The sequence below is a fragment of the Azospirillum griseum genome, assembly GCF_003966125.1.
Taxonomy (GTDB): domain Bacteria; phylum Pseudomonadota; class Alphaproteobacteria; order Azospirillales; family Azospirillaceae; genus Azospirillum; species Azospirillum griseum.
Genome location: NZ_RXMA01000023.1, coordinates 42,683 through 63,495 on the forward strand (window position 1 = coordinate 42,683; position 20,813 = coordinate 63,495).

At 67.6% G+C, this 20,813-nt stretch carries 21 protein-coding genes; 18 read left to right on the forward strand and 3 right to left on the reverse strand.

What is annotated here, in order from left to right:
* Positions 1 to 174: 174 nt before the first annotated feature.
* The 5 genes from ugpB (at position 175) to gstA (ending at position 5,269) form a co-directional block, all read left to right on the forward strand.
* On the forward strand, positions 175 to 1,512 hold the full coding sequence (ugpB, locus tag EJ903_RS19840) for a sn-glycerol-3-phosphate ABC transporter substrate-binding protein UgpB (RefSeq protein WP_126618693.1): 1,338 nt from the start codon (positions 175 to 177) through the stop codon (positions 1,510 to 1,512).
* A gap of 202 nt (positions 1,513 to 1,714) precedes the next feature.
* Positions 1,715 to 2,599 (forward strand): sn-glycerol-3-phosphate ABC transporter permease UgpA, encoded by an 885-nt coding sequence (gene ugpA / locus EJ903_RS19845; protein ID WP_126618695.1) that lies wholly within the window; start codon positions 1,715 to 1,717, stop codon positions 2,597 to 2,599.
* A complete protein-coding gene (gene ugpE / locus EJ903_RS19850; RefSeq protein ID WP_126618697.1) occupies positions 2,596 to 3,474 on the forward strand; it encodes a sn-glycerol-3-phosphate ABC transporter permease UgpE in 879 nt (292 codons plus the stop codon). Before ugpA ends, ugpE begins: the two co-directional genes overlap by 4 nt.
* A 5-nt stretch (positions 3,475 to 3,479) precedes the next feature.
* Positions 3,480 to 4,556, forward strand: a complete 1,077-nt coding sequence (locus EJ903_RS19855) for a sn-glycerol-3-phosphate import ATP-binding protein UgpC (RefSeq protein ID WP_126618699.1) — start codon at positions 3,480 to 3,482, stop codon at positions 4,554 to 4,556.
* A gap of 95 nt (positions 4,557 to 4,651) precedes the next feature.
* Positions 4,652 to 5,269 carry a glutathione transferase GstA gene (gene gstA / locus EJ903_RS19860; protein ID WP_342772184.1) on the forward strand — a complete coding sequence of 206 codons (618 nt, stop codon included), beginning with the start codon at positions 4,652 to 4,654 and terminating at the stop codon, positions 5,267 to 5,269.
* Between the two features lie 85 nt (positions 5,270 to 5,354).
* On the opposite strand, the gene EJ903_RS19865 is transcribed toward gstA, so the two are convergent.
* Positions 5,355 to 6,896 carry a DEAD/DEAH box helicase gene (locus EJ903_RS19865; protein ID WP_126618700.1) on the reverse strand — a complete coding sequence of 514 codons (1,542 nt, stop codon included), beginning with the start codon at positions 6,894 to 6,896 and terminating at the stop codon, positions 5,355 to 5,357.
* Between the two features lie 273 nt (positions 6,897 to 7,169).
* A complete protein-coding gene (locus EJ903_RS19870) occupies positions 7,170 to 7,721 on the reverse strand; it encodes a superoxide dismutase family protein (RefSeq protein ID WP_126618702.1) in 552 nt (183 codons plus the stop codon).
* Positions 7,722 to 7,907: 186 nt separating this feature from the next.
* Here EJ903_RS19870 and EJ903_RS19875 point away from each other — a divergent pair, with 186 nt between their 5' ends.
* The 10 genes from EJ903_RS19875 to EJ903_RS19920 all read left to right on the forward strand — a co-directional run bounded on the left by EJ903_RS19875 (position 7,908) and on the right by EJ903_RS19920 (position 17,480).
* Positions 7,908 to 8,333, forward strand: coding sequence for a Fur family transcriptional regulator (locus EJ903_RS19875; protein ID WP_126618704.1), 426 nt, complete (start codon positions 7,908 to 7,910; stop codon positions 8,331 to 8,333).
* Positions 8,330 to 8,557, forward strand: coding sequence for a hypothetical protein (locus EJ903_RS19880; protein WP_246015773.1), 228 nt, complete (start codon positions 8,330 to 8,332; stop codon positions 8,555 to 8,557). Before EJ903_RS19875 ends, EJ903_RS19880 begins: the two co-directional genes overlap by 4 nt.
* Before the next feature lie 334 nt (positions 8,558 to 8,891).
* Positions 8,892 to 9,710, forward strand: coding sequence for a phage capsid protein (locus EJ903_RS19885; RefSeq protein ID WP_126618706.1), 819 nt, complete (start codon positions 8,892 to 8,894; stop codon positions 9,708 to 9,710).
* Between the two features lie 65 nt (positions 9,711 to 9,775).
* Entirely contained in the window at positions 9,776 to 10,045 is a 270-nt protein-coding gene (locus tag EJ903_RS19890; RefSeq protein ID WP_126618708.1) for a hypothetical protein, read from the forward strand.
* A gap of 94 nt (positions 10,046 to 10,139) precedes the next feature.
* Positions 10,140 to 10,709 carry a phage connector family protein gene (locus EJ903_RS19895; RefSeq protein WP_126618710.1) on the forward strand — a complete coding sequence of 190 codons (570 nt, stop codon included), beginning with the start codon at positions 10,140 to 10,142 and terminating at the stop codon, positions 10,707 to 10,709.
* Entirely contained in the window at positions 10,709 to 12,604 is a 1,896-nt protein-coding gene (locus tag EJ903_RS19900) for a phage tail protein (RefSeq protein ID WP_126618712.1), read from the forward strand. Before EJ903_RS19895 ends, EJ903_RS19900 begins: the two co-directional genes overlap by 1 nt.
* Positions 12,604 to 13,422 (forward strand): hypothetical protein, encoded by an 819-nt coding sequence (locus EJ903_RS19905; RefSeq protein ID WP_126618714.1) that lies wholly within the window; start codon positions 12,604 to 12,606, stop codon positions 13,420 to 13,422. Before EJ903_RS19900 ends, EJ903_RS19905 begins: the two co-directional genes overlap by 1 nt.
* Positions 13,423 to 13,462: 40 nt before the next feature.
* Complete coding sequence (locus EJ903_RS19910; protein ID WP_126618716.1) at positions 13,463 to 15,493, forward strand: glycosyl hydrolase family 28-related protein; 2,031 nt, start codon at positions 13,463 to 13,465, stop codon at positions 15,491 to 15,493.
* A gap of 11 nt (positions 15,494 to 15,504) precedes the next feature.
* Positions 15,505 to 17,079 (forward strand): phage terminase large subunit, encoded by a 1,575-nt coding sequence (gene terL / locus EJ903_RS19915; RefSeq protein ID WP_246015775.1) that lies wholly within the window; start codon positions 15,505 to 15,507, stop codon positions 17,077 to 17,079.
* 89 nt (positions 17,080 to 17,168) lie between these two features.
* Positions 17,169 to 17,480, forward strand: coding sequence for a hypothetical protein (locus EJ903_RS19920; protein WP_126618717.1), 312 nt, complete (start codon positions 17,169 to 17,171; stop codon positions 17,478 to 17,480).
* Between the two features lie 45 nt (positions 17,481 to 17,525).
* Here the strand turns inward: EJ903_RS19920 and EJ903_RS19925 are convergent, their stop codons facing one another.
* On the reverse strand, positions 17,526 to 17,744 hold the full coding sequence (locus EJ903_RS19925; protein WP_126618719.1) for a hypothetical protein: 219 nt from the start codon (positions 17,742 to 17,744) through the stop codon (positions 17,526 to 17,528).
* 278 nt (positions 17,745 to 18,022) lie between these two features.
* Here EJ903_RS19925 and EJ903_RS19930 point away from each other — a divergent pair, with 278 nt between their 5' ends.
* The 3 genes from EJ903_RS19930 to EJ903_RS19940 all read left to right on the forward strand — a co-directional run bounded on the left by EJ903_RS19930 (position 18,023) and on the right by EJ903_RS19940 (position 20,805).
* Positions 18,023 to 18,397, forward strand: a complete 375-nt coding sequence (locus EJ903_RS19930) for a DUF952 domain-containing protein (protein WP_126618721.1) — start codon at positions 18,023 to 18,025, stop codon at positions 18,395 to 18,397.
* Complete coding sequence (locus EJ903_RS19935) at positions 18,394 to 19,467, forward strand: quinone-dependent dihydroorotate dehydrogenase (RefSeq protein ID WP_126618723.1); 1,074 nt, start codon at positions 18,394 to 18,396, stop codon at positions 19,465 to 19,467. Before EJ903_RS19930 ends, EJ903_RS19935 begins: the two co-directional genes overlap by 4 nt.
* A 132-nt stretch (positions 19,468 to 19,599) precedes the next feature.
* Positions 19,600 to 20,805: an EAL domain-containing protein gene (locus EJ903_RS19940; RefSeq protein ID WP_126618725.1), complete on the forward strand. Its 1,206-nt coding sequence runs from the start codon at positions 19,600 to 19,602 to the stop codon at positions 20,803 to 20,805.
* Positions 20,806 to 20,813: the final 8 nt, after the last annotated feature.

Here is a 20,813-nt window from a genome sequence, read left to right on the forward strand (position 1 = left end):
CGGCGACCGACGGCGCAGTGATCCGCTGACCGCAGTGTAGCGGTGGCGGACCGCCCGCGTACACGGCCCCATGCGCCTGTCATAAAAACTTCACGGACCTGTCTCGGGATCGCAACCGCTTGCGATCATCCACAACGTCCGAGACCCAACAACCCGTTTAGGGAGACGACCCTTATGTTGACCCGCCGCACGCTTGGCCTTTCGACCGCCGCGTTCGCCCTCACCGTCGGCCTGTCGGGCGCGGCCATGGCGCAGAAGACCGTCATCGAATTCTGGCACGGCCTGCCCCAGCCGCTGGGCGGCCAGTTGGAACAGGTGGTCAAGGGCTACAACGACAGCCAGGACAAGGTCCAGGTCAACGCGTCCTTCAAGGGCAGCTACCCGGAAACCATGCAGGCCGCCATCGCGGCCTTCCGCGCGGGCAACGCCCCGCACGTCGTGCAGATGTTCGAGGTCGGGACCGCGACCATGATGGCCGCCGGCCCGGCGATCAAGCCGGTGCACCAGCTGATGGCGGAAACCGGCGCGGCGCTGGATCCCAAGGCCTACATCCCGGCCGTCGCGGGGTACTACGCGACCAAGGACGGCAAGATGATGGCGCTGCCGTTCAACAGCTCCACCTCCATCATGTTCTACAACAAGGATCTGTTCGCCAAGGCGGGCCTGGATCCGAACAAGGCCCCGGCCACCTGGCCGGAACTGGTCGCCGCCACCAAGGCGCTGAAGGCGGCGGGCGTGGCCTGCCCCTTCACCACCGCCTGGCCGACCTGGGTGCAGTTCGAACAGCTCGGCGCCATCCACGACACGCCGTTCGCCACCCAGTCCAACGGCTTTGGCGGCCTGAACGCCGAGCTGAAGATCAACGCCCCGCTGTATGTGAAGCACATCCAGATGCTGGTCGATCTGCAGAAGGACGGCCAGTTCAAGTATGGCGGCCGCGACAACAAGGCGGACGGCCTGTTCCCGTCGGGCGAATGCGCCATCATCCAAGGCTCGTCGGGTCTGCGCGGTCGCATCGTCAAGGAAGCGACCTTCGCCTGGGGGGCCGCCCCGCTGCCCCATTGGCCCGACCAGATCAAGGGTGAGCCGAAGAACGGCATCATCGGCGGTGCCGCCTTTTGGGTGATGACCTCGCCCAAGCGCACGCCCGCCGAATACAAGGCGGTGTCGGAGTTCTTCACCTATCTCGCCAAGCCGGAGATTGATTCCAAGTGGCATATGGACACCGGTTACGTCCCGGTGACGTTCAAGGGCGTGGAGATGGCCAAGGCGTCCGGTTTCTATGACAAGAACCCCGGTGCCGATGTTCCCGCCGCGCAGCTGACCCGCACGCCGACCACGGAAAACACCATGGGCCTGCGTCTGGGCAACCTGCCGGAAATCCGCAACATCATCCAGGAAGAGCTGGAAAAGGCCTTCCAGGGTCAGGTGACGGTCCAGCAGGCGCTCGACAGCGCGGTGCAGCGCGGCAACGTCGTGCTGCGCAATTTCGAGCGCGCCAACAAGAACTGATGCGGTGAGCCTGCCGCCCGCCCTGGTGTTCGCCGGGGCGGGTTGCGGGTTTTTTGTCCACAGATGAACGCAGATGAAACAAGAGTGGTTGGTTTGTCAGTCCAAGATGGATTTGCTTTTTATTTCACTCTGTTTATAAAAAAATCTGTGTGTGTCTGTGTTCATCTGTGGATACAAAAATCTTTGAAACGAGGCCGGAACGTTGCAGCGTCGTGTGATCTTTGACAACAAGCTGTTGCCCTATCTGCTGCTCGCGCCGCAGGTGGCGGTGACGTTGATTTTCTTCATCTGGCCCGCCTCGCAAGCGGTCTGGCAGTCCGTCCACATCCAGGACGCTTTCGGGCTGCGCAGCGAGTTTGTGTGGTTCGAGAACTTCACCGCGATCCTGTCCGATCCGAACTATGTCGGCACGCTGCGCATCACGGCGGTGTTCAGCCTGTCGGTGGCGGTGCTGTCGATGGCGGTGGCGCTGCTGCTGGCCGCGCTGGCCGACGCCAAGATCAAGGGGGCGGCGGTTTACAAGACGCTGTTGATCTGGCCCTACGCCCTGGCCCCCGCCGTGGCGGCGGTGCTGTGGATGTTCATCTTCAACCCGGAAATCGGGTCGCTCGGGCGGTTGCTCAACGCCATGGGCTACAATTGGGATTACCGGCTGAACGGCGACCAGGCCCTGACCATGGTCATCCTGGCGGCGAGCTGGAAGCAGGTGTCCTACAACTTCATCTTTTTCCTGGCCGGGTTGCAGGCGATCCCGCGTTCGGTGCTGGAGGCCGCGAACATCGACGGGGCCGGGCCGGTGCGCCGGTTCTGGACGATCACCTTCCCGTTGCTGTCGCCGACCACCTTTTTCCTGCTGGTGGTCGATATGGTCTATGCCTTTTGCGAGACCTTCGGGACCATCCACGCGCTGACCCATGGCGGCCCGGGCAAGGCGACCGAAACCCTGATCTTCCGCGTGTATCAGGACGGCGTGGTCAACAACGACCTCGGCGCGTCGTCGGCCCAATCGGTGCTGCTGATGGTTATCCTGATCGTGCTGACGACGATCCAGTTCCGCTTTGTCGAGCGCAAGGTCCATTATTCATGAGCAACGAGCACACAGCCGGGCCGCACAGCGTCGGACGACGTCTGATCGATCTGGTCCCCCACATCGTGCTGATCGTGGGCGTTCTGATCTTCGCCTTTCCGATTTACGTGACCCTGATCGGCTCCACTTGGGACGCCGCCACCATCGGGCGCGGCAGTCTGCCGATGACGCCGGGGGGCGAGGCCTGGACCAACTACAGCCAGGCGTGGAGCGAATCCCACGGCGAGCGCGCCAGCTACACCCCGGTGCGGCTGATGCTGATGAACAGCCTCATCATGGCGCTGTCGATCGCGGTGGGCAAAATCGCCATCTCCATCCTGTCGGCCTACGCGGTGGCCTTTTTCCGTTTCCCGCTGCGCATGGTCTTTTTCTGGATGATCTTCATCACCCTGATGCTGCCTGTGGAGGTGCGCATCATCCCGACCTACAAGGTCGTCGCCGATCTGGGCATGATCGACAGCTACGCCGGTTTGGCGATTCCGCTCATCGCGTCGGCCACCGCGACGCTGCTGTTCCGCCAATTCTTCCTGACCATCCCGGATGAACTGGTGGAGGCGGCGAAGATCGACGGGGCCGGGCCGCTGCGATTCTTCTTCGACATCCTGCTGCCACTGTCGAAAACCAACATCGCGGCGCTGTTCGTCATCCTCTTCATCTATGGCTGGAATCAGTATCTGTGGCCGTTGCTGGTCACGAACAGCGCCGACATGGAAACCATCGTCATAGGCATCACCAAGATGATCGGCACCGGCGAGGCGGCGAACGACTGGAACCTCATCATGGCGACCACCGTCATGGCGATGCTGCCGCCGGTCGCCGTCGTGGTGTTCATGCAGCGGTGGTTCATCAAGGGTCTTGTGGACAGCGAGAAGTAACAGACATGGCAACCGTAGAGATCAAGAACGTCCGCAAGTCCTATGGCCCGGTCGAAGCGATCAAGGGCATCGACATCGCCATCCAGGACGGCGAATTCCTCGTCCTGCTGGGGCCGAGCGGCTGCGGCAAATCCACCCTGCTGCGCATGGTCGCCGGGCTGGAAAGCATCACCGGCGGGCAGGTCGTCATCGGCGGGCGGGTCGTCAACGATCTGGAACCCAAGGACCGCGACATCGCCATGGTGTTCCAGAATTACGCGCTCTACCCGCACATGAGCGTGTTCGACAACATGGCCTATGGCCTGAAGATCCGGGGCGTGGACAAGGCGGAGATCGAAAGCCGCGTTGCCAAGGCCGCCGAGATTCTGGAGCTGGGCCGTTTCCTGACCCGCCGCCCCAGCCAATTGTCGGGCGGCCAGCGCCAGCGCGTGGCGATGGGCCGCGCCATCGTGCGCGAACCGGCGGCCTTCCTGTTCGACGAACCGCTGTCCAACCTGGATGCCAAGCTGCGCACGCAGATGCGCATCGAGATCAAGCGGTTGCAGGACCGTTTGGGCATCACCAGCCTGTACGTCACCCACGATCAGGTCGAGGCGATGACGCTGGCCGACCGTGTGCTGGTGATGAATCACGGGGTGGCCGAGCAGATCGGCACGCCGCTGGAGGTTTATCAGCGCCCGGCGAGCCTGTTCGTCGCTGGCTTCATCGGCTCGCCACCGATGAACGTGCTCGACGCGGTGATCGACCCGAGCGGCCAGGGGGTGATGATGCCGGGTGGCGCGCTGCTGCCGCTGGCCCGCCCGCGACCCAACGACGCCAACCGCCCGGTCAAGCTGGGCATCCGCCCGGAGCATCTGGCGATCAACGAGGATGGCCTGGACACCTCCCCGGTCCTGGTCGAGCTGGTGGAGGCGCTGGGGGCCGACACCGTGGTCTATGGCCGTCTGCCCGATGGCGAACCGCTGCTGATCCGCATGTCCGGCCTGCCATCCTGCACCGAGGGCGACCGTCTGGCCGTGGCCCCGCAACCGGGCGCGCTGCACCTGTTCGACACCGCGACCGGGCGTCGGCTGGAGGATTGATTGAGCGTGGCGGCGGGGCTGGAACGCGCCCCGCCGTCCTCCTATGTCTGGCGGGGGCCGGTGATCGGCCCTGTTCCATCCAACGCGGATTTCCGATGATGAAGCTGTATTTCAAGCCCGGTGCCTGTTCGCTGTCGCCGCACATCGTGTTGCGCGAGGCCGGTTTGTCCTTTGACTTGGTCAAGGTCGATCTGGCCACGAAGACACTGGCGGACGGCAGCGATTTCCGCGCGGTCAACCCCAAGGGGCAGGTGCCGACGCTGGCGTTGGACGACGGCACGATCCTGACCGAAGGGGCGGTGATCGTCCAATACATCGCCGATCTGGTCCCGGGCAGCGGCCTGTTGCCCGCCGTCGGCAGCCTGGAGCGTTACCGGGTTCAGGAGTGGCTGAACCACATCGGCAGCGAACTGCACAAGGGCATGGTCCCGCTGTTCCCGATGCTGCGCGAGGTCACGACCGATGACTATCGGGCGTTCGTGTGGAAAACGCTGTCGGGCAAGCTGGCGGTCGTCGATCAACAGCTTGCCGACCGCGCGCATCTGACCGGCGACGCCTTCACCGTGGCCGACGCCTATCTGTTCGTGGTGTTGAGCTGGATTCCGCGCATCGGGCTGGATCTGTCGCCCTGGCCCAACCTTCAGGCCTTCGCCGCCCGCGTCGCCGCCCGTCCGGCGGTGCAAGCGGCGCAGGCGGTGGAAGCGCAGGGCTGACGCGGTTCCATCCCGTCCATCGGGCATGAAAAAGCCCCGTCTCGCAAGGAGGCGGGGCTTTTCCGTTAAGCGCTGATCCTGCTGCTCAGGCGGCGGTCGGCTTCTTTTTCAGCGGCGTGTCGGCGCTGGTCGGGCGCGGGGCGGCGGCGCTGTGGGCCGGGGGGCGGCGGTCGTGGCGGTTCTGCGCCGCGCCGGGCTTGGGCGTCTTGCTGGCCTGCGGGTGGGCGGCGGGCTTGCCGCCCTGCGGCGACCGGGCCGGCTTGGCGGCGGCCACCGGCTTGGCGGCGGGGGTGGCGGCCTTGGGCTGGGCCGCTTTGGCCTGGGCGGGCCGGGCCTGCGCCGGAGCCGCCGGGCGGCTGGATTGGGCGTTGCGGGCGGGCTGTTGCTGACCGCGACCGCCGCCCTGATTTTGGTTGTTCTGGTTGCGGTGGCTGCCCGGCGCCTTGGGGCGGGGCGGCGGCTTGGAGGAGGCGTGGATCTGCGCCACATCCACCGCGTGGAACGGATGGCTGTCGTCGATGGGGATCGGCTGGCGGATCGTCTTTTCGATGTCCTTCAGATAGCCGACCTCTTCATGGTCGCAGAAGGACACGGCACTGCCCTCCGTCCCGGCGCGGGCGGTGCGGCCGATGCGGTGGACGTAGCTTTCCGGCTCGTTCGGCAGATCGAAGTTGATGACGTGGCTGATGCCGTCCACGTCGATGCCGCGCGCGGCGATGTCGGTGGCGACCAGCGCCCGCAGTTCCCCGGCGCGGAAGGATTCCAGCGCGCGGACGCGGGCCGATTGCGATTTGTCGCCGTGGATGGCGTCGGCGGCGACGCCCGCCTTTTTCAGATGCTCGGCCACCCGGTCGGCCCCGTGCTTGGTGCGGGCGAACACGATGGTGCGGGCAACCTTGCTGTCGAGCAGCAGATCGGCGAGCAGGCGGCGCTTGTCGGAGCGGTCGACGAACAGAACGCGTTGGTTGATGCGCTCCACCGTCGTCGATTGCGGGGTGACTTCGATCCGTTCCGGGGTGTTCAGGATGCTGTTGGCCAACTCCGTCACCGCTTCCGGCATGGTCGCCGAGAACAGCAGGGTTTGGCGCTGCTTGGTCATCACCGCGACGATCTTGCGGACGTCGCGGATGAAGCCCATGTCGAGCATCCGGTCGGCCTCGTCCAGCACGAAGAACTCGATGGCGTCGAGCTTGCAATGGTTCTGCGCCATCAGGTCGAGCAGGCGGCCCGGCGTGGCGATCAGCACCTCAACCCCACGGGTCAGCGCGGCGATCTGCGGGCTTTGGCCGACGCCGCCATGGATGACGGTGCGGCGGATCGGCAGATGGCGGCCATAGGTGGTGAAGCTGTCGCCGATTTGCAGCGCCAGTTCGCGCGTGGGCGTCAGGATCAGCGCGCGCGGGGCCTTGGCGGCGACGCGCTTCTTGTTTTCAAACAGATGCTGAAGGATCGGCAGGGTGAAGGCGGCGGTCTTGCCGGTTCCGGTCTGGGCGAGGCCGAGCATGTCGCGCCCCTGCAACAGCAGCGGAATGGCACCGGCCTGGATCGGCGTGGCCGTGGAGTAGCCCTCTTCGGCGACGGCGCGCAGAAGAGGCTCGATCAGGCCGAGGCCGGAGAATTCTGTCATGGAGGAAATGGTCCTGGTCCACCGGTAGGGGGGGCCGCGCCGCAAGGGCGGGGCCGGGCTTGCGCGCTCCGCAGCGGGATGGCGCGGAGCCGTCGGTGCGGCGCGCGCGCCCCAGGCCCGGGCCATGGGATCGCGGCGGTGATGCCGTCCAACCCCGCACACATAAGACCGATGTCCTGATTTGGCAAGAAAACTCGGCGCGCGGCTGGCCTGCGTCGGGGGGAGGGGAGCGGACCGGGGGGAGGGGGGCGCCCTTCCCCCGCCCGCACCGCCTCACTTCCGGGTGATGACGCCGCAGCCGACGCGGTCGCCGGAGTTGCCCGCCGGTTGGCTGAGGTAATCATCGGCCTGGGCGTGGATCACCAGCGCGGTGCCACCCGTCTTGAACAACCCGTCGGCGCTGTCGCCCAGGGTGACGCGCTGGGTGATCGCCTCGAACCCCGCCTTGCCCGCGTCGTTCGCCCAGATGTTGGGAAGCTCGCCGTAGTGGCTGTGGTCCGACCCCAGCCCGTGCATGGTCCCCGCCGCCGCGAAATGGCCGCCCGCCGCCTTGAAATCGGGGCTGCACGCGCCGTTTTCGTGGATGTGGATGCCGTGCCAGCCGGGCGTCAGGCCGCTCAACTCGCCGTGCAGGACGACGCCTTGCGGGTATTTGGTGAAGGTGACGCTGCCGAGCGGCTTGCCCTGTGCGTCGGCCACCAGCGCCACGGCGGACGGGGCGGGGGCCTGCGGGGCGGCCTGCTGGGCGCTGGCGCTGGCGGCGGTCAGGGCGACAAGGGCGACGAGGGAGCAGACGGTGGGAGTGGCAAAGCGGGTGCGGATCATGGCGGCTTCCTTCCAATATCGTCGTTGGGCCGATGTTATGTGGGCTGCGTTTGGCCTGTACGCTTGACTTGACCGTTGGCCGGTTTGCGGAGCGATCGTTGCAACCGGCGCAATCAGCGGGTTGGGATTGCGAACGGTTTGCAGTATGATGCGCGTGTTGAGGCAAAAGACCAAGGATTTCACCCGATGACGTCGCGGCTTGAAGCGTTGTGCCTGGAAAAGGGCTTGAAGATGACCGGCCAGCGCCGCGTCATCGCGCAGGTGTTGTCGGACGCGGACGACCATCCCGACGTGGAAGAGGTGCACCGCCGCGCCGCCCAAATCGATTCCCGCATCTCCATCGCCACCGTCTACCGCACCATGCGGCTGCTGGAGGATGTCGAGGTGATCGAGCGGGTCGATCTGGGCGACGGGCGCGCGCGCTACGAGGAAGCCTCCGCCGACCATCACCATCATTTGATCGACACCCGGAGCGGGCGCATCATCGAGTTCGCCAGCCCGGAGCTGGAGGCGATCAAGGAGAAGATCGCCCGCGATCTCGGCTACAAGATCGTCGGCCACCGTCTGGAAATCTACGGTGTGCCGCTTGACGATGCGGGGGAGGGCCAATGAACGGCTTTGACGCCTGCGAGGGGGATCCCTGCCAGGGCGACGGGATGCCCGCCTGCCGCGACGCCGTCCAGCGCTGCTACACCGGCCTGTGCCAATGCGGTCAGCCGGAACGCCACGCGTTGGAAGCGGCGGTCACGGTCTATCGCTTCCACCACCCGGACAGCAGCCTGGCCCAGGCTGAGGCCATCGTCAGCCATTGGGTGGCCGGCCCGGTTCGCCATTGATCGGGTTCGCCATTGATCGGATCCGGCCTTGATCCGGTTCGCCGCTGAGTGGCGGGTTTGTGAAAATAGTCCTTTACGCATTGGGTTCTGAGTCCTAGAACGACTCTCGTCAAGGCCCGAGAACCACCCAGCCGGTGGCGGGCCGCGACGCCTCCCCTCCACGCCTGTCCTGAAAGGGGATGGCCGGACAACCGCAAGGCCCGGCCATCCCCTTTTTTGTTTCGCGCTCCGCCTGCGGCCGGGGCCGTGCGGTCGCGCGGCGCTGACAACCGGGTGGCGGGACGCCCTTCCCCGGGACGGGATCCGCAAGGAACGCGAAAGGATCACCACCGCCATGTCCACCAGCATCGCCCAATCCTTTGTCAAACAGTTCGAGCGCGAGGTCCACGAGGCCTACCAGCGCATGGGGTCGAAGCTGCGCAACACCGTGCGCACCAAGAACAACGTGCAAGGGGCGTCCACCGTCTTCCAGAAGGTCGGCAAGGGCACGGCCTCCACCAAATCGCGCCACGGCGTGGTTCCGGTGATGAACGTCGATCACACCCCGGTCGAATGCCCGCTGTATGATTTCTACGCCGGTGATTGGGTGGATCGGCTCGACGAGCTGAAGACCAACATCGACGAACGCCAGATCATCGCCAACGCCGGGGCCTACGCGCTGGGCCGCAAGACCGACGAGCTGCTGCTGGCCGAACTGAACAAATCGACCAATTTCGCGGGCGGCAACGCCGATGGCATGACCAAGGCCAAGCTGCTGGAAGCTTTTGAAATCCTCGGTGAGTCCGATGTGCCCGACGATGGCCAGCGCTTCGCCGTGGTCGGCTGGAAGCAGTGGAGCCAGCTTCTGAGCATCGAGGAGTTCGCCAGCAGCGACTATGTCGGGGCCGATGAATTGCCCTGGCGTGGCACCCAGGCCAAGCGTTGGCTGGGCACGCTGTGGATCCCGCATTCCGGGCTGAAGGCCGACGCCAACGTGCGGCTGTGCCACTGGTACCACAAGACGGCGGTCGGCCACGCGGCGGGGGCCGACGTGAAGACCGACATCAGTTGGCACGGCGACCGCGCGGCGCATTTCGTCAACAACATGATGAGCCAGGGTGCCGCCCTGATCGACACCACCGGCGTGGTGACGATGCGCTGCCTGGAAAGCTGAGCCTGGAACGTTGATCCAGGAACGCTGATCCGCCCGAACGCCCCCCTTTCCCGGAGATTCGATCCATGGCCTACGCGTCCAAGGATTTGAGCGTGCTTGCCTACGCCAACGGTTTCACGCTCTGGCATTACACCACCCATGACCTCGCCGCCGATGTGGACACCATCGGCTATTTCAACGGTGCCTCGGACCTGCTGCGGGTCGGTGACATGGTGCTGGCCAATTGCGCGGTCGGCGGCACGCCGTCGGGCGGGATGCTGATCGTCGCCGCCAACGCGGCGGGGGTGGTGGACGTCACCAACCTGACCGCCTTCGGTGCCAGCAACAGCGATTGACGACGCGGGCCGTGGCGATGCGCGGCGTGTGATGCGCGATGCAGGGCGCGCGCCGCCTGGAGCCTGTCCACAACCAGTTTGGGAGCATTCCGCCATGGCCCTGACCGCCATCGGTTTGTGCGGCCGCGCGCTCATCAAGATCGGCGCGACCGCGATCACCAGCTTTGACGACGGCTCCGCCGAGGCCGAAGTGGCGGGCGCGCTCTACGCCCCGGCGCGCGACGCGTTGCTGTCCGCCAACGCCTGGAGCTTCGCCACCGTGCAAACCGCGCTGCCGCGTCTGGCGGTGGAGCCGGTCGCCGATTTCGCCAACGCCTTCCAGCTTCCCGCCGATTTTCTGCGGGCGCTGGGGGCGGGCGGCAGCGGGCGGAGCCGGGGGCTGGCCTATCGCATCGTCGGGCGCACGCTGCTGTGCGACGCGGAGGCGGTGACGCTCGCCTACGTCGCCCGGCCCGACGAGGGGGATTTTCCCCCCTTCTTCGACCAGGCGCTGATCGCCCGGCTGGCCGCCGAATTCTGCATCCCGCTGACCGAAAGCAGCAGCCGGGCGGAAACGCTGGTGGCGCTGGCCGAGGCCGAGTTCCGCCGCGCCCGCCAGATCGACGCCCAGCAGGACAACCAGCCGGGCTTCGAGGATTTCACCCTGATCGACGCGAGGGCGTGATGGGCCGCCTGCAACAGATCAAAACCAACTTCACGGCGGGCGAGATCGGCCGCCGCCTGTTGGGGCGGGGCGATCTGCGCGCCTACGACAACGGGGCGTTGGCGCTGCGCAACGTCTTCATCGACCCGACCGGCGGGGTGACGCGGCGTTCCGGCTTGGCCTTTTCCGGGCTGGCGCGCGGCGACGGGCGGCTGGTGGCCTTCGAATACAACACCGAACAGACCTATCTGCTGGTGTTTTCGGCGGGAAAGATCGACGTGATGCGCGGCGGTGCGCGGCTGGCCAGCGTGGACGCGCCCTGGACCGCCGCGCAACTGGCGCACATCACCTGGACGCAGAGCGCCGACACGCTGCTGGTCTGCCACCCCGACGTCACCCCGCGCAAGCTGACGCGCGGGGAGGGCGGAAGCTGGAGCCTGTCGGAGTGGAGCTTCGCCGTGCAAGGCGAGCTGGTCCGGCTGCCCTTCTACCGCTTTGGCGACCCGGCGGTGACGCTGACGCCATCGGGGACCGGCGGGGCGATCACCGTCACCGCCTCGGCCCCGGTGTTCGACCCGCGCCACGACGGCACGCGGATCCGCATCCAGGGCAAACAACTGCTCGTCACCGGCGTGATGTCGGCCACCCAGATCGCGGCGACGGTCAAGGAAGGGCTGCCCAACACCAGCGCCACCACCGATTGGGAGGAGCAGGCCTTTTCCGCCCTGCGCGGCTGGCCGGTGTCGGCGGCCTTTCACCAGGACCGCCTGGTCATCGGTGGTGGGCGCGATCTGCCGAACCGGCTGTGGCTGTCGCGCTCCGCCGATCTGTGGAATTTCGATCTCGGCACTGGGCTGGACGACGAGGCCATCGAGTTCGGCATCCTGTCCGATCAGGTCAACGCCATCCGCGCCGTCTTCTCGGGCCGCCATTTGCAGGTGTTCACCTCGGGTGCCGAATACACGGTGACGGGCGACCCGCTGACGCCGCAGAGCATCCAGGTGCACCGGCAGACCCGCATCGGCTCGCCGCTCGACCGCAGCATCCCGCCGCGCGACGTCGATGGGGCGACGCTGTTCGTGCCGCGCAACCGGCGCGAAATCCGCGAATTCCTCTACACCGACACCGAAGCGGCCTATCAGGCCAACGATCTGGCGCTGCTGGCCCGCCATCTGGTGGTGAACCCGCGCGATCAGGATTACGACCAGACCCGCCGCCTGCTGTTCGTGGCGATGGAGGATGGCTCGCTCTGCACGCTCACCGTCTACCGGACGGAGAGCGTCACCGCCTGGACCCGGCTGGAAACCGACGGGCTGGTGCGCTCCGTCGCCGTGGTGGGCGACGATGTGTTCGCGTTGGTCGACCGCGCGGGCGTGTGGAGCATTGAGCGCTTCGACGATTCCCTGAATCTGGACGCGGCGGTGGTGGCCGAACGGTCCGGCGACACCGCCGTGTGGTCCGGCTTCGCCCATCTGGAAGGCCGGACGGTGACGGTGCTGGCCGACGGGGTGGTGCGTCCGCCGGTTCTGGTGCAGGCCGGGACCATCACCCTGTCGCCGCCTGCCCGCCGCATCGAAGCGGGCCTGCCCTACCGCCACCGCATCGAGCCGCTGCCGCCCAATCTGGTGGGGCAGGCGACCGGGGCCGATCTGGTCCGGCTGATCGCCGTCACCTTCCGGTTGGAGGAGACGGCGGCGCTGCGCGTCGATCTGGGGCGCGGGCTTCAGGATTTGCCGCTGCACCGGCTGGGGCCGCAGCCGGTGGACGGAGTCCCGCCGCGCGTGTCGGGCGACCGGCGGCTGCGGGCCTTGGGCTGGCGGCGCGACATCGACGTCCCGCTGTGGCGCATCGAACAGGACACGCCGCTGCCCTTCACGCTGCTTTCCGTAACCATGGACATGAAGGTGAACGACTGATGGGTGGAATCACGCCTTTGGTCACGACGGCCCTGCCCCTGGCGGGATCGGTGGTCAACACGGTGCGCAGCGCCAGCAGCAGCAGCAACACCAGCGCCAACAACGCGGCAGCCCAACAGGCCGCTGCCCAGCAGGCGGCGGCGGAACTGGAGTACAAGCGCCAGCAGGACGCGGCGAAGGCGGCGGCCGAGCAAGCGGCGCTGGAGCGCAAATACGCCGAGGAACGGGCGGCGGCCGAACGGTCGGCGGCGGCGTCGGAAGCCGCGCGCCAACAGCAGGCCCAATTGGCCGCCGAGGCGCAGGCGCGCGAGTGGGCGCGGCAGGACCAGTTGCGTCAACAGGACGCCGAAATCCAACGCCAGAAGGACGAGGCCGCCCGCATCGCCGCCGAACAGGCCCGCGCCAGCGAGATGGAGAGTTTCCAGGCCAGCCAGACTCAGACCCTGGCGCAGCTGCGCCTGAGTCAGGAGGCCGCCTATCTGGCGCAGGAAAAGGAGTCGCAGGCGCAGTTGGCGCAGTTGGCCGCCGCCGCCGACGCGGCGGAAAAGCGCCGGGTCGAGGCATTGCGCCAAAGCATGAGCAAGACCCGCGCCAGCCTGGGCGCGCGCGGCGTGTCCGCCACGGACGGTTCGGGCGAGGCGATCCTGTTGGGCCTGACCAAGGACACGGAAACCGACCGCCAGAACGCCCAGGCGGTGGACCAGCTCAAGAAACAGGCGATCCAGCAGAATCTCGACGCGGTCAAGCGGCGCAACCTGTTGGAACAGACCCAGCTCGCCGACCGGCAGAAGCTGGAGTTCCTGAGCAAGTATTTCTGACCATCCGCCCTGACCGGCAGCGGCAACGCGGAGCCTTCCGATGACCAGTTCCGTTCTCATCCCGCGCGGCACCCCGCGCGTGCAATACATCGCCGACGGCGCGCTGCGGGTCTTCACCTACCCGTTCCCCATCTTCACCGACGCGGATCTCCAGGTGTTTCTGGGAGCCGCCCTGCAAAGCACCGGCTACCGCGTGGCGGGGGCCGGGGCCACGGCGGGCGGCAGCGTCACCTTCGACAGCGCGCCGGCGGCGGGCACGGCGGTGACGCTGCGCCGCCGTCTGGCGGTGGAACGCACCAGCGATTTCAGCGACAGCGGACCGCTGCCCGCCGCCGCGCTCAATCTGGAGTTCGACCGGCTGACCGCGTCGGTGCAGCAGGTGGCGGGCGATCAGGAGCGGATGCTGCGCTACGCCGACACCGATCTGCCCGCCTCCACCCTGCTGCCGGGGCGGGCGGAACGGCTGGGCAAGCTGTTGAGCTTCGACGGCGAAGGCAACCCGACCGTCCGCCCGCCGGTGGATGAGGAGGCGCTGTCCACCTACGCGCCGCCGGGGGCCGGGGCGGTCAGCCGCCGGGTGCGCGACAAGCTGGCCGATCTCGTCTCGGTCAAGGATTTCGGCGCGGTCGGCGACGGCACGGTCGATGACACGCTGGCCTTTCAGACGGCGCTGACCTCCGCCCGGGCGGTGCATGTGCCGTCCGGCAGCTACCGCATCACCAACACGCTGACGCTGGCCTATGGGAAGACGCTGACCGGGGCGGGGCAAAGCGCGGTGATCACGGGGGCGTCGTCCGCCTTTGACCTGATCCACATCCCCGACGGCTACGCCACCCTGTCGTCTTTGCGGTTGGAGGGGGGCAAGGCCGGGGTGCGGTTGTTCGGGCGCGATGGCCCTTGCGTGCAAAACAGCCTGACCGACCTGACCCTGTGGGATCCGCAGGTCGGCCTGCTGTTCGACGGCTACACCGATCCGAATTTCCCCTGCTATTGGAACAACGTCGCCCGCGTGCTGGTCGCCCGCCCGGCGCAGCACGGGGTGTGGCTGACCCGCAGCGGGGCGGGGGACACGCCCAACGCCAACCGCTTCCACGCCGTGCGCGTCTATTCGCTGTCGGCCCCGATCTCCGGCAGCGGCTTTTTCGTCGAGCAGGGCAAGTACAACAACAGCTTCTTTGATTGCGAGGCCAACCTGTCGACGATGGCCGCCGCCTGCTTCCGCGTCGGGGCCGTCACCGACAAGACGCTGATCGTCAATTTCTACGCCGAATCGCTGGGCGGGGTGCCGAACATCCGGCTGGACGCCGGGTCGGTCGAAACCGCCATCGTCAATCTGTTCTCCGCCGCCGCCGGTCCGGCCATTCTGGATCTGTCGGGCGGGCAATACACGGCGGTCAACGCGGGCTACCCCGACAAGAACCGCCTGCAAGCCAGCCGGGTGACGCAACTGACCGTCGAGGCGCTGCGCTTTGACACCGACTATGTCGAGCCGGAGCATGGCGGGCGGGTCGATCTGGATCTGACCAGCTCGGTCTATCTGATGAGCGCCTATGGCGGGCCTGTCGAGGCGCGTTTGCCCCCCGCCGGGTCGGCCAATGGCCACACGGTGACGATCAAGAAGACCGACGCGTCGGTCAACGTCCTGACCATCACCGAACGCGACGGGCCGGGGCCGGACGGGCGGCGGCTGGCGCTGGGCAACCGCTATGACGTGGCGACGCTGGTGTCGAACGGGGCGAATTGGTGGATCGTGTCCGCCAACAACCCGCCCGCCAACGCGCATTTCCACGAGGGGGCCGGGCTGTTCGAACCCGATCTCAATCAGGCGCTCTATCTGGTCAGCGCCTGGAGCGGCGACGTCGAGGTGCGCCTGCCCACCCCCAGCGCCGCCCACGCGGTGGGGCGCACGGTGACGGTGAAGAAATCGGACAGCAGCGGCCACCGCGTCATCGTGACCAGCCAGACCGGGACCGGCCCAGACGCCGAGGCCATCGCGCTGACCGGCCAGGGCCACGCGGTGACGGCGATGTCGAACGGGGCGGCCTGGCACATCCTGGGGCGGAACCCATGACGGAGGGGGCCATGAAGGCGGGAGCCATGACGGCGGACTCCGTGACGGGCGACTCGTTTCCCGATTTCGTCCAACGCTGGAACAGCCTGTCGGAGCTGGGCACGCCCAAGCATCACCGCGACATCGCCCGTTGGCTGGAGGCGCACAGCGGCAACGACAACCGCCGCATGCTGCTGATGGCCTTTCGCGGGTCGGGCAAATCGACGCTGGTCGGGCTGTTCGCGGCGTGGCTGCTGTGCCGCGACCCCAACCGGCGGCTGCTGGTGCTCGCCGCCGATCTGCGGCTGGCGATGAAGATGGTGCGCAACGTCAAACGCATCCTGGAGCGCCACCCCGACACCAGGCACCTGAAACCACCGGCCAAGGACCGCGACCAGTGGGGGAACGAGCGTTTCACCGTGGTCCGTCCGATGGAGCTGCGCGACCCGTCGATGGCCGCCAGCGGGGTGGAGGGCAACATCACCGGCAACCGCGCCGACGTGGTGATCTGCGACGATGTGGAGGTGCCGCGCAACACCGACACCGCCGCCAAGCGCGCCGCCCTGCGCGACCGGCTGGCGGAGCTGGAGTATGTGCTGGTCCCCGGCGGGGCGCAGCTCTATGTCGGCACGCCGCACAGCCACTACACCCTCTACGCCGACGCGGCGCGGGAGGAGGTGGGCGAAACCGCGCCCTTCCTGGACGGGTTCGACCGTTTCGTCCTGCCGGTCTACACCGAGGATCCCGCCACCGGCAAACGCCGCTACGCCTGGAAGGAGCGGTTTGGCGAGGCCCACGTCAACCGCATCCGCAAAACCACCGGCCCGGCGAAATTCACCAGCCAGATGCTGTTGCAGCCGGTCAACCAGGCCGACGGCTTCCTCGACGTCGACAAGCTGGGCCGCTACGACGGCGAGCCGGAGTACCGCGAGGCGCTGGGCCGCGCGGTGCTGACCCTGAACGGCGTGCGCCTGTTGTCGGCAAGCTGCTGGTGGGATCCCGCCTTCGCCCGCCCACGCGGGGAGGAGGGCGCGGCCAGGCGCACCGGCGATGGCAGCGTCGTCGCCGTGCTGTTCGGCGGCGAGGACCATCGGCTGTACCTGCACCGCGTGCTGTATCTGCGCGTCGATCCGGCCAAGCCGGACAGCGAGGCGGACCAGCAATGCCAGCAGGTGGCCGATCTGCTGGCCGGGCTGCATCTGCCCGCCATCCATGTGGAGATCAACGGCATCGGGCGCTTCCTGCCCGGCCTGCTGCGCGAACGGCTGCGCAAGGACGGGGTTCCGGCCGGGGTGGTGGAACACACCAGCCACACGCCCAAGGCCCGCCGCATCGTCGAGGCGTTCGACGCCCGGCTGGCCGACCGCCGCCTGATCGCCCACGCCCAGGTGTGGGGAACACCCTTCATCCGCGAGATGCGGGAATGGCGGCCCGCCGGGCGCAAACCCGGCCATGACGACGGGCTGGACGCGGTGGCGGGCTGCCTGTCGGTCGAGCCGCAACGCTTCGACCGCAGCGGCCAAGCGCCGGACCGCCGCCACGACTGGCGCGGAACCGGCGCGGTGGTCGCCCCGTCCGATTGGGATGTGTCGGGGTGGGACGCGTAACACCGGGTTCGGAAGGTCCTGCCGTCGATGATGGGCGGGCGGGGCGTGTTTCCGATCCTGTCACAGGGATCATGTCACAGGAGAGTGCGATGCATGAGAATCTGGATTTTGCGTGGTGGATCACCGCCGTTGAGTTGCCGGTGATGGGCGGCCTGTTCTGGCTGATCGCCCGGCTGCGCAACGACGCGGAAACCGCGCTGGAAACCCTGCGGACGCGCGCGGAATCGGCGCAGACGCAGGTGCGGGAAAGTCTGGCGGCGTACAAGCTGGAGGTCGCCAAGACCTACGTCTCGTTCGCGACCCTGAAGGATGTCGAGCAGCGTCTGACCGACCATCTGCTGCGCATCGAAAACAAGCTGGAATCAGGCGGCGGGCCGTTCGGGGAGGGCGGGCGTCGGTGACGCCCGGACCTTGACCCGCGACGGAAAAACGGACGGAGCAGGACCTCAATCGGCGTGGTGGATCATCGCCTGATAGATCTTCCACGCCACCTCGACCGAGACGCCGCCCGCGCGGGCACCCGAGGCCAGCATGGTGGCGCTGGGCTTCAGCGGAACGGCGGTGTGGCCCGGTTCGCACAGGGCACCCATGGCGGTGACGGACGCGTTCAGGGTGTTGTCGGTGGGCTGGCTGGACTTGGTCATGTGCAGGGCGATCGCGTTCATGGCTGAAGCCTCCGTTGCGGTTGACCCCCTCACAGCAAAAGGAATGCCAAGTGCCGGTTGAGGGGGCGGAATCGCGGAATCGCTCAGCTTGCCGCCCTTATGACCAAAGGCAGGGCCGGGGTGGACGGCTTTGGTCGGGGGTGATTCCTCAAAAATACCCGCAAAATGCTGTTTGATTTCGGTGTGCGTTTGCAAAATGCAAAGCGGGATCGGTTTGGGGCCTCCCACCTTGCAAATCGATTCCGCTTTTGCGCGATCCGCACTAGTGTCCGACCATCATGACCGACCGCATCATCCATCACATGTGCCGCGCGGACGAGTGGGACGCCGCCCGCGCCGCAGGCTCCTACCCCGGTTCCTCGCAGGACGCGAAGGACGGCTTCATCCATTTCTCCACCGCCGCGCAGGTGGAGGAGAGCGCCGCCAAGCACCGCGCCGGACAGGATGGCCTGATGCTGCTGACGGTGGACGCCGACCGGCTGGGGCCGGACCTGCGTTGGGAACCGTCGCGCGGCGGCCAACTCTTCCCCCATCTCTACGCCGCGCTGCCGGTGGCCGCCGTTCTGCGCGCCGATCCGCTGCCGCTCGGCCCCGACGGGCGGCACGTCTTCCCGGCGGATTTCCCCTTCTCCCCGCTGGAGACCGCGCCGTGATCGACCTGTTTCCCCTCATCCGGCCCCTGCTGTTCCGCTTCGATCCCGAAACCGCGCACGGGCTGGCGCTGGCGGCGTTGAAGAGCGGGCTTCTGCCCGCTGCCGGGGCGGGTGACGATCCGGTTCTGCGGACCCGCGTCTGGGGGCTGGACTTCGCCAACCCCATCGGGCTGGCCGCCGGGTTCGACAAGAACGCCGAGGTGGTGGACGCCATGCTGCGCCAGGGCTTCGGCTTTGTCGAAGCGGGCAGCGTCACCCCGCGCCCGCAGCCGGGCAACCCGCGCCCGCGCCTGTTCCGCGCGGTGGAGCAGGGGGCGGTTCTTAACCGCATGGGCTTCAACAACGACGGGTTGGAGGCGTTCGCCGCCCGGCTGGAGCGCCGCCGCGCCGACCCGTCGCGCCCCGTCGGGCCGGTCGGGGCCAATCTGGGCAAGAACAAGGACACGGTGGACGCCGCCGACGATTACGTGATCGGCGTGCGCCGTCTGGCCCCGCTGGCCGATTATCTGGTGGTCAACGTCTCCTCCCCCAACACGCCGGGCCTGCGCGCCTTGCAGGGGCGGGACCCGCTGCGCGATCTGCTGGGCCGGGCGCTGGACGCGCGGGCGGCCTGCAAGCTGGCGCGCACCCCGCCGCTGCTGCTGAAGATCGCCCCCGACCTGACCGACGAGGACAAGAGCGACATCGCCGCCGTGGCGCTGGAGAGCGGGGTGGATGGCCTGATCGTGTCCAACACCACCATCGCCCGCCCGGCGGAGATCCCCGAGGCGCTGCAGGCCGAAGTCGGCGGCCTGTCCGGCCGTCCGCTGTTCGGCCCGTCCACCGCCGTGCTGGCGGAGATGCACGGGCTGACCGGGGGCAAGCTGCCGCTGGTCGGGGCGGGCGGGGTGGCGTCGGGAGCGGACGCCTACGCCAAAATCCGCGCGGGTGCCTCGCTGGTGCAGTTCTATTCCGCCATGGTCTATGGCGGCCCGGCGCTGGTGCTGCGCATCCGGGCGGAGCTGGCCGATCTGCTGCGCCGCGACGGTTTCGCCAGCGTGGCCGACGCCGTGGGGGCGGACCACCGCTGACGCGCGGCGGCGTCTGTTCCGCAGGACGGGCGCCGGGGTGGCGTAGCATTAACGGATCGTCAAGCCGGGACCCCGACAGTCGGGGTATCCCGGCTTGCTCCGTCCGGCACCCCGCTGTTTCACGTGAAAGCCATGACCCTGCTGACCCACATCGTTTACGCGCTCGCTTATCTTGTGGCCGGTGTGTCGGTGGGGGCGACGCTGCCCCTGATGCGGCCGGAGGCCGACCCGATGGTCGGCTGGCTCGCCGGGGCGCTGGTGGTGCTGGCGGGCGCGCTGCTGCACGAGATCGTCACCCGGCTGGAGCGCGAGCGCAAAGCCGCCCAGCGCTTCCACCGCATGAGCGACCGCGCCGAGTCGCTGGTGCAGGAGCTGGAAACCCTGCGCGCCGCCCTGGCCGACGACCGCGCCCACAGCCCCGGCACCGCCCGCTACGACGCGGTGATGCAGGAGGTGCGGCTTCTGCAATCGCTGGTGTCCAAGCTGACCGAACGTCGGGGGGCACCGCGCCCGCCCGCCGCCGCGTCCGACCGCCGTGGTCCCGGCAGCGGTGAAACCGTGACCGCCGCCGCCTTGCCGTCCACCGCGTTGCACCCGCCGATGAACGACGCGTCGGTGCTGGAGGCGGTGCGCGACGCCCTGAAGGCCGACCGCATCGACATCTATCTTCAGCCCATCGTCAGCCTGCCCCAGCGCAAGCACCGGTTCTACGAGGTGTTTTCGCGCGTGCGGGCGGCCGATGGTCATCAGGTCATGCCCGACCGCTATCTGGAGATCGCCGAGCGCGAGGGGCTGATCGCCACCATCGACAATCTGCTGCTGGTCCGCTGCGTCCAGTTGATCCGCGAGACGGAGCGGCGGCAGCACTCCATCGGCTTCTTTTCCAACATCTCCGCCGCCACCCTGGCCGACGCCGATTTCATGCGCCACTTTCTGCACATGATGACGTCGAACCAGGCGCTGGTTCCCAAGCTGGTGTTCGAACTGAGCCAGGCCGACCTGCGGGCGGGCGGGGCGGTGACGCTGGGGATCCTGTCGCAACTGGGGCGATTGGGTTTCCGTTTCTCCATGGATCAGGTGACGACGCTGGATTTCGACGTGGACCAGCTTTTGCGCCACGAGTTCCGCTATGTGAAGCTCGACCGCGCCCTGGTGCTCGACCCCGCCCAGGCCGCGCGGGTGAAGGAACTGCGCCGCCGCTTCGCCAACGAGGGCATCGACCTGATCGTCGAGAAGATCGAAACGGAAAACCAGCTCATCGAGATCCTCGACACCGGATTCGACTTCGGCCAGGGCTACCTCTTCGGCGAACCCCGCCTCAGCCGCAAGCCGGGGTGACGCGGAGC

What these genes read in the sequence shown, in the direction of transcription:
- EJ903_RS19900 (WP_126618712.1), top strand. Translation starts at nt 10,709, where the DNA reads ATGGGCCGCCTGCAACAGATCAAAACCAACTTCACGGCGGGCGAGATC.
- EJ903_RS19910 (WP_126618716.1), top strand. Translation starts at nt 13,463, where the DNA reads ATGACCAGTTCCGTTCTCATCCCGCGCGGCACCCCGCGCGTGCAATAC.
- ugpE (WP_126618697.1), top strand. Translation starts at nt 2,596, where the DNA reads ATGAGCAACGAGCACACAGCCGGGCCGCACAGCGTCGGACGACGTCTG.
- EJ903_RS19890 (WP_126618708.1), top strand. Translation starts at nt 9,776, where the DNA reads ATGGCCTACGCGTCCAAGGATTTGAGCGTGCTTGCCTACGCCAACGGT.
- EJ903_RS19875 (WP_126618704.1), top strand. Translation starts at nt 7,908, where the DNA reads ATGACGTCGCGGCTTGAAGCGTTGTGCCTGGAAAAGGGCTTGAAGATG.
- EJ903_RS19925 (WP_126618719.1), bottom strand. Translation starts at nt 17,744, where the DNA reads ATGAACGCGATCGCCCTGCACATGACCAAGTCCAGCCAGCCCACCGAC.
- EJ903_RS19905 (WP_126618714.1), top strand. Translation starts at nt 12,604, where the DNA reads ATGGGTGGAATCACGCCTTTGGTCACGACGGCCCTGCCCCTGGCGGGA.
- terL (WP_246015775.1), top strand. Translation starts at nt 15,505, where the DNA reads ATGAAGGCGGGAGCCATGACGGCGGACTCCGTGACGGGCGACTCGTTT.
- EJ903_RS19865 (WP_126618700.1), bottom strand. Translation starts at nt 6,896, where the DNA reads ATGACAGAATTCTCCGGCCTCGGCCTGATCGAGCCTCTTCTGCGCGCC.
- EJ903_RS19895 (WP_126618710.1), top strand. Translation starts at nt 10,140, where the DNA reads ATGGCCCTGACCGCCATCGGTTTGTGCGGCCGCGCGCTCATCAAGATC.
- EJ903_RS19940 (WP_126618725.1), top strand. Translation starts at nt 19,600, where the DNA reads ATGACCCTGCTGACCCACATCGTTTACGCGCTCGCTTATCTTGTGGCC.
- ugpB (WP_126618693.1), top strand. Translation starts at nt 175, where the DNA reads ATGTTGACCCGCCGCACGCTTGGCCTTTCGACCGCCGCGTTCGCCCTC.
- EJ903_RS19885 (WP_126618706.1), top strand. Translation starts at nt 8,892, where the DNA reads ATGTCCACCAGCATCGCCCAATCCTTTGTCAAACAGTTCGAGCGCGAG.
- gstA (WP_342772184.1), top strand. Translation starts at nt 4,652, where the DNA reads ATGATGAAGCTGTATTTCAAGCCCGGTGCCTGTTCGCTGTCGCCGCAC.
- EJ903_RS19880 (WP_246015773.1), top strand. Translation starts at nt 8,330, where the DNA reads ATGAACGGCTTTGACGCCTGCGAGGGGGATCCCTGCCAGGGCGACGGG.
- EJ903_RS19855 (WP_126618699.1), top strand. Translation starts at nt 3,480, where the DNA reads ATGGCAACCGTAGAGATCAAGAACGTCCGCAAGTCCTATGGCCCGGTC.
- EJ903_RS19870 (WP_126618702.1), bottom strand. Translation starts at nt 7,721, where the DNA reads ATGATCCGCACCCGCTTTGCCACTCCCACCGTCTGCTCCCTCGTCGCC.
- EJ903_RS19920 (WP_126618717.1), top strand. Translation starts at nt 17,169, where the DNA reads ATGCATGAGAATCTGGATTTTGCGTGGTGGATCACCGCCGTTGAGTTG.
- EJ903_RS19930 (WP_126618721.1), top strand. Translation starts at nt 18,023, where the DNA reads ATGACCGACCGCATCATCCATCACATGTGCCGCGCGGACGAGTGGGAC.